The 11,921-nt window shown below is 72.8% G+C and carries 11 protein-coding genes; 8 read left to right on the top strand and 3 right to left on the bottom strand.

The genetic code is table 11. From position 1 onward, the window contains the following. Positions 1-330, bottom strand: coding sequence for a 4a-hydroxytetrahydrobiopterin dehydratase (locus tag JOD66_RS13730; RefSeq protein ID WP_204837414.1), 330 nt, complete (start codon positions 328-330; stop codon positions 1-3). 418 nt (positions 331-748) lie between these two features. Beyond that, complete coding sequence (locus JOD66_RS13725) at positions 749-2,605, bottom strand: APC family permease (RefSeq protein ID WP_307823508.1); 1,857 nt, start codon at positions 2,603-2,605, stop codon at positions 749-751. A gap of 137 nt (positions 2,606-2,742) precedes the next feature. Between JOD66_RS13725 and JOD66_RS13720 the strand changes: the two genes are divergently transcribed. From JOD66_RS13720 to JOD66_RS13685, 8 genes are read left to right on the top strand one after another with little or no spacing between them, the layout of a single operon-like run. After that, positions 2,743-3,096 carry a hypothetical protein gene (locus JOD66_RS13720; protein WP_204837413.1) on the top strand — a complete coding sequence of 118 codons (354 nt, stop codon included), beginning with the start codon at positions 2,743-2,745 and terminating at the stop codon, positions 3,094-3,096. Then, positions 3,093-3,182, top strand: coding sequence for a K(+)-transporting ATPase subunit F (gene kdpF, locus JOD66_RS13715; protein WP_204837412.1), 90 nt, complete (start codon positions 3,093-3,095; stop codon positions 3,180-3,182). Before JOD66_RS13720 ends, kdpF begins: the two co-directional genes overlap by 4 nt. A 2-nt stretch (positions 3,183-3,184) precedes the next feature. Further along, entirely contained in the window at positions 3,185-4,843 is a 1,659-nt protein-coding gene (kdpA, locus tag JOD66_RS13710) for a potassium-transporting ATPase subunit KdpA (RefSeq protein ID WP_204837411.1), read from the top strand. Between the two features lie 23 nt (positions 4,844-4,866). After that, positions 4,867-6,879, top strand: coding sequence for a potassium-transporting ATPase subunit KdpB (kdpB, locus tag JOD66_RS13705; protein WP_204837410.1), 2,013 nt, complete (start codon positions 4,867-4,869; stop codon positions 6,877-6,879). 15 nt (positions 6,880-6,894) lie between these two features. After that, positions 6,895-7,494 carry a potassium-transporting ATPase subunit KdpC gene (kdpC, locus tag JOD66_RS13700; RefSeq protein WP_204837409.1) on the top strand — a complete coding sequence of 200 codons (600 nt, stop codon included), beginning with the start codon at positions 6,895-6,897 and terminating at the stop codon, positions 7,492-7,494. A gap of 5 nt (positions 7,495-7,499) precedes the next feature. Then, positions 7,500-10,037 (top strand): sensor histidine kinase, encoded by a 2,538-nt coding sequence (locus JOD66_RS13695; RefSeq protein ID WP_307823507.1) that lies wholly within the window; start codon positions 7,500-7,502, stop codon positions 10,035-10,037. Beyond that, complete coding sequence (locus tag JOD66_RS13690) at positions 10,034-10,714, top strand: response regulator (RefSeq protein WP_204837408.1); 681 nt, start codon at positions 10,034-10,036, stop codon at positions 10,712-10,714. Before JOD66_RS13695 ends, JOD66_RS13690 begins: the two co-directional genes overlap by 4 nt. Before the next feature lie 23 nt (positions 10,715-10,737). Then, positions 10,738-11,208 (top strand): acyl-CoA thioesterase, encoded by a 471-nt coding sequence (locus JOD66_RS13685; protein ID WP_204837407.1) that lies wholly within the window; start codon positions 10,738-10,740, stop codon positions 11,206-11,208. On the opposite strand, the gene JOD66_RS13680 is transcribed toward JOD66_RS13685, so the two are convergent. Continuing rightward, the gene (locus JOD66_RS13680) at positions 11,186-11,920 is read right to left on the bottom strand and encodes a DUF4184 family protein (protein WP_204837406.1); all 735 of its coding nucleotides are present in this window, start codon (positions 11,918-11,920) and stop codon (positions 11,186-11,188) included. The two genes, JOD66_RS13685 and JOD66_RS13680, sit on opposite strands and share 23 nt — an antisense overlap. Between the last annotated feature and the right edge of the window lies 1 nt (position 11,921).

The raw sequence follows: 11,921 nt of genomic DNA, 5'->3' as shown, positions 1-11,921 counted from the left end.
CTAGGCCCAGGCCTCGACCGCGTCCGGGTCGCCCGCGACCCCGAGATCCCGAGCGGCGGCGGAGATCCGCTGCGCGAGACCGAGGTCGGCGGTCGTGAGCGTCCCGGTGTCATGGGTCGTCAGGTGCACCGCGAGCGCGGGGTACCCGAGCTTGAGGTCCGGGTGGTGGTCGGCCGCCTCGGCCAGCTCGCCGATCGCGTTGACCAACGCCAGGCCGGTCGCGAAGCTCCCGGTGCGGAACACGGCGTACGCATGTGTCCCCACGACACGCCAGTCACCCACGCCTTCGGCGCGGGCGAACTCCTCCGCGGTGATCTGCTGGTAGCCCATGGTCCGACGGTACGCCGTGCCTCCGGCTCAGGTTGCCCGCCACAGCCCGACGTCGACCATCCGCCGCCGCGTGCGCCCTGCCCCGGGCTGTAACACGCTGTTCGCTGCTCTCCGCGACCCGTCCCCGCTGTTCCCGACCCGCACGGACCCGACTGTGCGACGTCCCAGGTCAGGTAGGCCAGCGGACTCCGTGTTACAGCGGCACCCACCCCAGCCACCCCGCACCCCAGCCACCCCGCACCACACCGCGCTCGTCAGCGAGCCTGCCCCGGGCTGTAACACGCTGTACGCCGCTCTCCACGACCCGTGCCCACTGTTCCCGACCCGCACCGACCCGACGCGGCGACGTCCCAGGTCAGGTAGGCCAGCGGACTCCGTGTTACAGCGGTCCCCACCCCACCGGCCCCCACCCCACCGGTCACCCCGCGTGCACGTGCGGGCGCCGGCGCGGGTCCGGCTCGGCGCGGCGGACCACCTCGCGGGTGAGCGGGGCGACCTCGCCAGTGCCGAACAGCAGGAATCTCGCCATCTGCGGGACCGGGCTGCCCTCGGTCCACTCGAAGTACAGGTGCGGGCGCACGCCGGTCCGCTCGCGCAGGTCGAGGACCAGCGCGGCGAGGGCGTTGGGGATGGTGGCGGCGTGGACGGTGAGCACGCGGTACTCGCCGTGGGCGACCGAGCCGGTGACCAGGACCCGGCTCTCGAAGTCGGAGTAGTCCTCGACGACGACCTCGACGAAGAGCAGGTCGCCGCCGTTGGGGAGCTCGTGCGCCTCGACGATCTTGCGCACCTTCGCGCGGTAGGCGCCGGCGTCGTGGTGGGCGGGATCGTGGGCGACCAGCCGGAGCGTACGACGCGCGCAGTCGCGGATGAACGCGTCCGCCTTCGCGTCGTACTCGATCTCGGTGGTGCGCAGCTCCAGCGACCGGGTCATCCGCGACAGCAGCGACACGGCGACGATCGCGGCGATGAAGCAGGCGCCGATCTTGACGCCGTCGGGGCGCTCGAGGACGTTGTCGATCGTCGTGTAGACGAACACGACCGAGATCAGGGTGAAGGCGATGGTCCAGCCCCGCTCGCGTGCCTTGCGGGCGGCGAGGGCGACCGCGACGCTCGCGGAGGTCATCAGCACCAGGACGCCGGTGGCGTAGGCCCCGCCCTGGGCGTCGACGTTCGCGTCGAAGATCCAGGTGATCAGGAAGGCGGTCAGGGTGAGCACGCACACTAGCGGCCGGACGGCGCCCGCCCACTCGGGTGCCATGCCGTAGCGCGGCAGGTAGCGCGGGATCAGGTTGAGCATGCCGGCCATGGCCGAGGCGCCCGCGAACCAGAGGATCAGGATGGTCGAGAGGTCGTAGACGGTGCCGAAGCCGTCGCCCAGGAACCGGTGGGCGAGATAGGCGAGCGCCCGGCCGTTGGCGCTGCCGCCGTCCTCGAACTCCTTCGCCGGGATGAGCAGCGTGGTGACCAGGCTCGAGCAGATCAGGTAGCCGCTCATCATGATCGCGGCGGTGGTCAGCAGCCGCTTGGTGTTCCGGATCCGTACGGCGGGTCGCCGGGCGTCGTCGTCCGGCGCACCCTGCACGTGGGTCATCACCGCCACCCCGGTCTCGAAGCCGGACATGCCGAGCGCCAGCTTCGGGAACAGGGTCAGCGCGACCGCGACCATCAGCACCACGTTGCCGTGCTCGGCGGTGAGCGCGCCGGTCCAGTCGGTGACGACGTGGCCGTTCTCGACGACGTGCACGGCGCTGACGACGATGACGATGGCGTTGAGCAGCAGGTAGACGCTGACCAGGCCGACGGCGAGCCCGATCGCCTCGCTGAAGCCCTTGAGGAAGACGCCGCCCAGCAGGGCGATCAGGCCGAGGGTGATCCACAGCTCCTGGCCGTGCAGGAAGGCCGGCACGTGCGGGTTCTCGACGACGTGCGCGCTCGCGTCGGCGGCGGAGAGGGTGATGGTGATGATGAAGTCGGTCAGCGCGAAGCCGAGCAGCGCCAGCACGAACAGCTTCCCGCGCCACCCGACGAGGAGCCGCTCCAGCATCGCGATCGAGCCCTGCCCGTGCGGGCTCTCGGCCGCGACCCGGCGGTACACCGGCAGCGCGCCGAACAGGGTCAGCAGCACCAGGACGACGGTCGCCAGCGGGCTGAGCAGGCCGGCCGCGAGGAAGGCGATGCCCGGCTGGTAGCCGAGGGTGGAGAAGTAGTCGACGCCGGTCAGGCACATCACCTGCCACCACGGACGCGGACGCTCGGCCGCCGACCCACTCACGACTCAAGTCAACCGCGCCGAAGTCCGACAACCCGCCGCCTAACAGACTCCTAACACGCGTTAGCGCCTGTCAGGCGGTCGTTAGGGACGCGTCAGGACCGGCGCCATCGCGCCGCGCCGGGCGAAGACTCCGGGTCATGACCTCCGTCCACCTCCTCCCCCGCGCCGGGCACCACCCCGAACCGCGGCTGCTCGAGGAGCCCGCCGTCCGCTTCGGTCTCGGCGGCTTCGCACTCTTCCTGGCCGCCGGCCTGGTCAGCGCCCTCGACCTCTCCGCCGTCCCCGGCAGCGCCGTGGTGCTCGCGGTCACCGCGGTCGCGGCCCTTCCCCTGTCCCGCTCGCTCGGCTCCGGGATCGGCATCGCGGGCTGGGCGTTCGCGGAGGGATTCGCCGTCCACGCGTACGGCGAGCTGACGCTCGCGCCGGCCGATCTCGCCCTGCTGGCGGGCTTCGTGCTGGTCGGGCTGGCGGCGGCGAGGAGCGGGTCATGAGCGCCGAGAACGTCGTCGCGCTGGTCATCAGCGCCCTGCTGCTCGGCTACCTCGTCCTGGCCCTGATCCTCCCGGAGCGTTTCTAGACATGTCCGACACCCTGGCCGGCCTGCTCCAGGCCGGCGCGCTGATCGCTGCCCTCGCCCTGTGCTACCGCCCCCTGGGCGGCTACCTCGCCCGCGTCTTCACCGACGAGCGCGACCTGCGCGTGGAGCGCGGGATCTACCGCCTGGCCGGGATCGACCCCCGTGGGGACCAGGCCTGGCGCACCTACGCCCTGTCGCTGCTCGCCTTCTCCGCCGCCGGGCTGGTCCTCCTCTACGCGCTGCAACGGCTGCAGGACCACCTGCCGTGGTCGCTGGGCCTCCCCGACGTCGCGCCGGACCTGGCCTTCAACACCGCTGCCTCGTTCGTCACGAACACCAACTGGCAGGCCTACTCGGGCGAGGCCACGATGGGCCATCTGGTCCAGATGGCCGGCCTGGCCGTGCAGAACTTCCTCTCCGCCGCCGTCGGCCTCGCGGTCGCGATCGCGCTGATCCGCAGCTTCACCCGCTCCCGCACCGGGCGACTCGGCAGCTTCTGGGTCGACCTGACCCGTGGCACGATCCGGGTGCTGCTGCCGCTGGCCGTCGTGGCGGCGGTCGCGCTGATCCTGCTCGGCGTCGTGCAGAACCTGTCCGGAGGCGTCGACGCCACCACCCTGACCGGCGGCCACCAGACCATCCCGGGCGGGCCGGTCGCGTCCCAGGAGGCGATCAAGGAGCTCGGCACCAACGGCGGCGGCTTCTTCAACGCGAACTCCGCCCACCCCTTCGAGAACCCCAACCCGGTCAGCAACCTGCTCGAGATCTTCCTGCTGCTCCTCATCCCGGTCTGCCTGACCCGCACCCTCGGGCTGATGGTCGGCGACGTCCGCCAGGGGTACGCCGTGCTCGCCGCGATGGCGGTGATCTGGGTGATCATGCTGGCCGCGGTCTGGGCGATCGAGGCGGCTCACCCGACCCCGGCGTACGACCTCGCCGGCGCCGCGATGGAGGGCAAGGAGACCCGGATCGGCGTCCCCGGCTCGGCGCTGTTCGCGGTCTCCACGACCGGCACCAGCACGGGCGCGGTGAACTCCTTCCACTCCTCCTTCTCGCCGGTCGGCGGCGGCCTGCTGATGCTCAACATGGGCCTCGGCGAGGTGGCGCCGGGCGGGGTGGGGACCGGCCTGTACGGGATGCTGGTGCTGGCGATCCTGACCGTCTTCGTCGCGGGCCTGATGGTGGGCCGCACCCCCGAGCTGCTCGGCAAGAAGCTGACCCCCCGCGAGATCAAGCTGGTGGCGCTCAACATCCTCACCATGCCGCTGCTCGTCCTCGGCTTCACCGCGCTGGCCCTCTCCCTGAGCGGCCCCCGGGAGTCGATCCTCAACACCGGGCCGCACGGGCTGAGCGAGGTGCTCTACGCGTATCTCTCGGGTGCGAACAACAACGGCTCGGCGTTCGCCGGGCTGTCCGCGAACACGCCGTTCTACAACATCACCATCGGCCTGGCGATGCTGCTCGGGCGGTTCGTGCCGATCGTGCTGGTGCTCGCCCTGGCCGGGTCGCTGGCCCGGCAGGTCCCGGTGCCCCGCACCGCCGGCACGCTGCCGACCCGCGGCCCGCTCTTCGTCGGGATGCTCGTCGTCGTCACGTTCATCGTCGCCGGGCTGACCTTCTTCCCCGCCCTCGCCCTCGGCCCGCTCGCGGAGGGCCTGTGAGCACCCCACGACCGGAGAAAGCCATGCTGCACACGCTCCTGAAGGCGCTTCCCGACGCGCTCCGCAAGCTCGACCCCCGGGTCATGGTCCGGACGCCGGTCATGTTCGTGGTCGAGGTCGGCGCCCTCCTCTGCACCGTCCTCACCGTCCGCGACGGCTCCGGCTTCGGCTGGGCGATCACCGCCTGGCTGTGGCTGACCGTGCTGTTCGCCAACCTGGCCGAGGCGGTGGCGGAGGGCCGGGGCCGGGCGCAGGCGGCCACCCTGCGCAAGGCCAAGACCGAGACCCTGGCCCGCCGGCTGGAGCCGGACGGCGACCTGGTGCCGGTGCCCGCGACGGACCTGCGGATCGGCGATCGGGTGGTCGTCGAGGCCGGCGAGGTGATCCCGGGCGACGGCGACGTCGTCGAGGGCATCGCGAGCGTCGACGAGTCCGCGATCACCGGCGAGTCCGCGCCGGTGATCCGCGAGTCCGGCGGCGACCGCTGCTCGGTGACCGGCGGCACGAAGGTGCTCTCGGACCGGATCGTCGTGCGGATCACCACCAACCCGGGTGAGTCCTTCATCGACCGGATGATCGCGCTCGTGGAGGGCGCGAGCCGGCAGAAGACTCCCAACGAGATCGCGCTCAACATCCTGCTCGCCAGCCTCACCATCATCTTCCTCGCCGCCACGGTGACCTTGAAGCCGCTGGCGATCTACTCCGGTGCCGACCAGTCGATCCTGGTGCTGGTCGCGCTGTTGGTCTGCCTGATCCCGACCACGATCGGCGCGCTCCTGAGCGCGATCGGCATCGCCGGCATGGACCGGCTGGTGCAGCACAACGTGCTCGCCATGTCCGGGCGCGCGGTCGAGGCCGCCGGCGACGTGAACACCCTGCTCCTCGACAAGACCGGCACCATCACCCTCGGCAACCGCGAGGCCGCCGAGCTGATCCCCGCCGACGGTGCGGGCGTCGCCCTGCTGGCCGACGCCGCCCAGCTCGCCTCCCTGGCCGACGAGACACCCGAGGGCCGCTCGGTCGTGGTCCTCGCGAAGCGGGAGTACGGCCTGCGCGAGCGCTCCGCCGGCGAGCTCACCGACGCGCACTTCGTGCCGTTCACGGCCCAGACCCGGATGTCCGGCGTGGACCTGCCCGGCCGCGAGATCCGCAAGGGCGCGGCGGCCGCGGTCACCGCGTGGGTGCGCGAGCACGGCGGGCGGCCCTCCCTCGAGGTCGGTACGACGGTCGACGCGATCTCGTCGGCCGGCGGCACGCCGCTGGTCGTCGCCGAGCGCACGGCGGGCGCCGCACCCCGGGTGCTCGGCGTCATCCATCTCAAGGACGTGGTCAAGGAGGGGATGCGCGAGCGGTTCGAGGAGATGCGCCGGATGGGCATCCGCACCGTGATGATCACCGGCGACAACCCGCTCACCGCCCGGGCGATCGCCGACGAGGCGGGGGTCGACGACTTCCTCGCGGAGGCGACGCCCGAGGACAAGATGGCGCTGATCAAGCGCGAGCAGGAGGGCGGCCGGCTGGTCGCGATGACCGGCGACGGCACCAACGACGCGCCCGCGCTCGCCCAGGCCGACGTCGGCGTCGCGATGAACACCGGCACGTCCAGCGCCAAGGAGGCCGGCAACATGGTCGACCTCGACTCCAACCCGACGAAGCTGATCGAGATCGTCGAGATCGGCAAGCAGCTCCTCATCACCCGCGGCGCGCTGACGACCTTCTCGATCGCCAACGACGTGGCGAAGTACTTCGCGATCATCCCCGCCATGTTCGCCGGCGTGTACGGCGGCCTCGACGCGCTCAACGTGATGCGGCTGTCGTCGCCGGAGTCGGCCATCCTCTCGGCGGTCGTGTTCAACGCGTTGGTCATCGTCGCCCTGATCCCCCTCGCCCTGCGCGGCGTGAAGTACACGCCGTCCAGCGCGTCGGCCATGTTGCGCCGCAACCTCACGATCTATGGCCTCGGCGGGCTGATCACCCCCTTCCTCGGCATCAAGCTCATCGACCTCCTGGTCTCGACCATCCCCGGCATCGGCTGAACAAGGAAGCGACCCATGTCTGTCACCTCCACCCTGCGCGGCGGCCTCACCCAGCTCGCCGCCGCCCGCGTCCTCGGCGTGCTCACCGTGCTCCTCGGCCTCGCCTACCCACTCGCCCTCACCGGCTTCGCCAGGACAGTCGTACCCCAACGGTCCGACGGATCCCTGGTCGAGCGTGACGGCGAGGTGGTCGGCTCGGCCCTGATCGGCCAGTCGTACGCCGGGGACCCGGCCTACTTCCAGTCCCGTCCGTCCGCGGCGGGCGACGGCTACGACCCGCTCGCCAGCGGCGCCTCTAACCTCTCGCCCGCGAACCCCGAGCTGGTCGCCACCGTCCGGCAGCGGATCGCGGAGGTCGCCGCCTTCGACGGCGTCGCGCCGGCCGACGTCGCCCCCGACGCCGTGCTGGCCAGCGGGTCGGGCCTGGACCCCCACATCTCGCCGCAGTACGCCGCCCAGCAGGTCGCCCGGGTGGCCCGTACCCGTGACCTCCCGGCCGCCACCGTGCGCGACCTGGTCGCGGAGAGCACCAGCGGACGCACCCTCGGCTTCCTCGGCGAGCCACGGGTGAACGTGCTGGAGCTCAACCTCGCGCTCGACGGGCTGGAAGGATAGGCAGCGTGAAGCGAGGCCGGCTGCGGGTCTACCTCGGCGCCGCCCCCGGCGTCGGGAAGACCTACGCCATGCTTGGCGAGGCCCGGCGCCGGCTGGAGCGCGGCACCGACGTGGTGGTCGGCCTGGTCGAGACCCACGGCCGCGACCACACCGCGGCGATGCTCGAGGGCCTGGAGGTGGTTCCGCGCCGGACCACCCACTATCGCGGCGCCGAGCTCGAGGAGATGGACCTGGACGCGGTGCTGCGGCGCCGCCCGCGCGTCGTCCTGGTGGACGAGCTGGCGCACACCAACGCGCCGGGCTCGCGCAACGCCAAGCGCTGGCAGGACGTGCAGGAGATCCTCGACGCCGGCATCGACGTGATCTCCACGGTCAACGTGCAGCATCTCGAGTCGGTCAACGACGTGGTCGAGAAGATCACGGGGGTGCGGCAGCAGGAGACGGTGCCGGACTCCGTGGTCCGCGCGGCCGACCAGGTCGAGCTGGTCGACATGTCGGCCGAGGCGCTGCGCCGACGGCTCGCCCACGGCAACGTCTACGCGCCCGACAAGGTCGACGCCGCGCTGTCCAACTACTTCCGCGAGGGCAATCTCACCGCGCTGCGCGAGCTGGCGCTGCTCTGGGTGGCCGACAAGGTCGACGACGCGCTGCAGGGCTACCGCCGAAGGCACGACATCACCGGCACCTGGGAGGCGCGCGAGCGGGTGGTGGTCGGGCTCACCGGCGGACCCGAGGGCGAGCAGCTGATCCGGCGGGCCGCCCGGATCGCCGCCCGCTCCGGCACCGGCGACCTGCTGGCCCTCCACGTCAGCCGCTCCGACGGGCTCACCGGCGCCGACCCGACCCACCTCACCCACCAGCACCAGCTCGTCGAGTCGCTCGGCGGGAGCTACCACCAGCTGCTCGGCGACGACGTCCCCGAGACCCTGCTCGCCTTCGCCCGCGCGGAGAACGCGACCCAGCTGGTGCTCGGAGACAGCCGGCGGTCGCGGTGGGCGGCGTACGTGCTCCCGCCGGGGATCGGCGCCCGCACCATCCGCGCCTCGGGCGACATCGACGTGCACATCGTGTCCCACACCCACGCCGGCCAGGGCCGGCGGCTGCCGGTCGGGCGCGGCGCGCTGAGCCCGCGGCGGCGGGTGCGCGGGTACGTGCTGGCGGTGCTGCTGCCCGCGCTGCTCACCCTGGCGCTGCTGCCCGTCGACCATGCCCTCAACCTGGTCAGCGACGTGCTGCTCTTCCTGCTGCTGGTCGTCGCGGTCGCCCTCGTCGGCGGCGTGGGGCCGGCGGTCGTCGCGGCGCTGCTGGGGTCCTTCCTGCTCAACTACTTCTTCACCGAGCCGGTGCACACGCTGACCATCGCGAGCACCAACAACGCGCTGGCGCTGGGCGTCTACCTGCTGGTCGCGCTGATGGTGAGCTCGGTGGTCGACCTGGCCGCACGACGTACCCGACAGGCGGCGCGGGCGGTCGCGGAGTCCCACGTGCTCGCCAGCCTGGCGGCGACGCCGCTGACCGGCAGCCACGACCTGGCCGCGCTGCTGGAGCGCTTCCGCGAGAGCCTGTCGCTGGAGTCGGTCGCCTTCCTGGAGAAGGAGGACCGCACCTGGCGGCTGCTCGGCGCGGCCGGACCGGACCCGGCGACCACGCCCGAGGCGGCGGACACCGTCGTACCCGCGGATCCGGACACCTCGCTGGCCCTGCGCGGTCGCGGCCTGGCGCCCGAGGACGCCCGGGTGGCCGCGGCTTTCGCGGCGCGCACCAGCCAGGCCGTGCACCAGATCCGGCTCGCCGAGGAGGCCGCCCGGGCCGGCACCCTGGCCGAGGCCAACACCGTGCGGACCGCGCTGCTGGCCGCGGTCGGCCACGACCTGCGCACTCCCCTGGCGGCCGCGAAGGCGGTGGTGTCGGGGCTGCGCGCGGAGGACGTCGCGCTGACCGAGAGCGACCGGCGCGAGCTGCTCCGCACGGCCGACGACGCGCTCGACACCCTGGCCGGGCTCGTCGACAGCCTGCTCGACCTGAGCCGGCTGCAGGCGGGCGCGCTGCCCGTCCACCTCGCCCCGGCCTTGGTCGAGGACGTGATCGCCGGCGCCCTCGACGACGTCAGCGTCGCCGGTCCGGTCCGCCTCGACGTCGCCGAGGACCTCCCGCCGGCGCTGGTCGACGCCGCGCTGCTGGAGCGGGTCGTGGTCAACCTGCTGACCAACGCCCACCGCTACTCACCCGAGGGCACGCCGCCGCTGCTGACCGGCAGCGCCGTGCTCGACCGCGTGGAGATCCGGGTGGTCGACACCGGGCCCGGCATCCCGGCGGCGGAGTACGAGCGGGTGTTCCTGCCCTTCCAGCGGCTCGGCGACCACGACAACAGCACCGGCGTCGGACTCGGCCTGGCCCTGTCCCGCGGCCTGGTCGAGGCCATGGGCGGCACACTGGAGCCCGAGGAGACGCCTGGTGGTGGGCTGACCATGGTGATCTCGCTGCCCGTCGCGGCCGGCGAGCCCGCCGGACCGGACCTCGGCATCAGGGAGCGGGTGGGATGACGCGGATCATGGTCGTCGACGACGAGCCGCAGATCGTGCGCGCGCTGTCGATCAACCTGCGGGCCCGGGGCTACGAGGTCACCACCGCCGGCGACGGCACCGAGGCGGTCGCGGTCGCCGAGATCGCGCCGCCCGACCTGGTGATCCTCGACCTCGGCCTGCCCGACCTCGACGGGGTGGACGTGATCGCCCGGCTCCGCGCGCGCTCCGCCGTGCCCATCCTGGTGCTGTCCGGTCGCAGCGACAGCGCCGACAAGGTCGAGGCCCTCGACGCCGGTGCCGACGACTACGTCACCAAGCCGTTCGGCATGGACGAGCTCCTCGCCCGGCTGCGGGTGATGGAACGACGTACGACGCCCGCCACCGACGGCGCCGCCCCGGTCGTGACCTTCGGCGACGTCGTCGTCGACCTCGGCGCCACCCGGGTCACGGTCCGCGGCGAGGAGGTCCGGCTCACCCCGACCGAGTGGCACCTGCTCGAGGTGCTGCTGCGCAATCCCGGCCAGCTCCTCAGCCAGCGCCAGCTGCTCACCGAGGTCTGGGGCCCCGGCTACGAGAACGCCCACGGCAACCTGCGGCTCTACGTCGCCCAGCTGCGCCGCAAGCTGGAGCCGGACCCCGCCCGCCCGGTCCACCTCAGGAACGAGCCGGGGATGGGCTACCGGTTCGAGCTCTGAGGTTGGCTGCGAGGATGCCGTCCGTGGGCAACGTCTTCGACTGCGAGATCCAGGCACGGCTGCGCGACGTCAACCTCGGCGGGCACGTCGACAACGTCGAGGCGATCCGGGTGCTCGACGAGGCGCGGCTGCTGTTCTTCCGGTTCGCGCCGCTGGACGGGGACGACCGGCCCGGGCTGCTCCGCGACCTGCCCGACGGGATCGCCCACCTGGTCGGCGCGCAGCGGGTCGACTACCACTCCGAGATGCGCTTCGTCGCCTACCAGCCCTTCCTGGTGCGGATCTGGGTCAGCCACGTGGGGCGCTCGTCGTTCACCGTGTCCCTGGAGCTGCGGGTCGCGCCGGACCACCCGCCGGCGGTCGTCGCCGAGACGAGCGCGGTGTTCTGGGACACCGCCGCCGGGTCGGCGTGGACGATCTCGGAGCCGGTGCGGACCGCGCTGGCGGCGTACGCCGGGCCGGCGGTGGCGCTCAGGCCCCGACCCGGTCACTGACGTCCGGCACCAGCCGCCACACCACCCCGAGGAAGCCGACCAGCCCCGCCAGCGCGAGGATGCCGGCGACGGCGGCATGGAAGGCGGCGGCGTGGAGGCCGGCGTCGAGATGGCGCACGCCGCCGGCGAGCGAGATCGCGGTGGCGACGCCGAGGCCGACGGGCAGGGTCGCCGCCGGCAGCCGTCGCGGTCGGGGTGCGCCGCGTCGGAGGCGGCGGACGTGGTGGGCGATCGCCAGGCCCACGACGAGCAGGCCGACGATCCCGGAGGCGAACTGCGCCCACTGCTGACCGGGCAGGCCACCGTGCGTCTCCCGCAGCCAGGCGACGTGCCGCACGCCCCAGCGGCCCTGGTGGGTGAACGCGTCCCACACCGTGTGCGTGGTCGAGCCGAGCACCGCCGCGAGCGGGGCGAGCAACCAGGCACGGCGCCCGATCCGGGCGCGGGCGGGGAGCCGGTCTCGGACCACGGCGGGGGCGGTGTCGACGAGCGCGTCGCGTCCCAGCAGGTCCCAGAAGGCCAGCAGGAGCAGGGTGAGCGCGAGGTCGAGGGTGACGATGCCGGCCGCGCCGTGGCTGAAGCCGTACAGGCCCCAGGTCTGCGCGAGCACCGGCAGGTCGGGCACCATCGACCCGACCACCAGCGCCGACAGCGGCAGCCCGAGCCCGCGCAGCGGCAGGACGGCGGCCGGGTGGGCCAGGGTGACCGGCACG

Origin of the sequence: Nocardioides nitrophenolicus (assembly GCF_016907515.1) — a bacterium.
In the GTDB taxonomy this organism is placed as follows: domain Bacteria; phylum Actinomycetota; class Actinomycetes; order Propionibacteriales; family Nocardioidaceae; genus Nocardioides; species Nocardioides nitrophenolicus.
Note: the sequence above shows the minus strand (reverse complement) of the source record. Positions and strands in the feature narration are given on the sequence as shown.

Bases quoted from the DNA above. Each gene is read 5' to 3' on its own strand.
- JOD66_RS13730 (WP_204837414.1), bottom strand. From the start codon at position 330: ATGGGCTACCAGCAGATCACCGCGGAGGAGTTCGCCCGCGCCGAAGGC.
- JOD66_RS13720 (WP_204837413.1), top strand. From the start codon at position 2,743: ATGACCTCCGTCCACCTCCTCCCCCGCGCCGGGCACCACCCCGAACCG.
- kdpF (WP_204837412.1), top strand. From the start codon at position 3,093: ATGAGCGCCGAGAACGTCGTCGCGCTGGTCATCAGCGCCCTGCTGCTC.
- kdpA (WP_204837411.1), top strand. From the start codon at position 3,185: ATGTCCGACACCCTGGCCGGCCTGCTCCAGGCCGGCGCGCTGATCGCT.
- kdpB (WP_204837410.1), top strand. From the start codon at position 4,867: ATGCTGCACACGCTCCTGAAGGCGCTTCCCGACGCGCTCCGCAAGCTC.
- kdpC (WP_204837409.1), top strand. From the start codon at position 6,895: ATGTCTGTCACCTCCACCCTGCGCGGCGGCCTCACCCAGCTCGCCGCC.
- JOD66_RS13690 (WP_204837408.1), top strand. From the start codon at position 10,034: ATGACGCGGATCATGGTCGTCGACGACGAGCCGCAGATCGTGCGCGCG.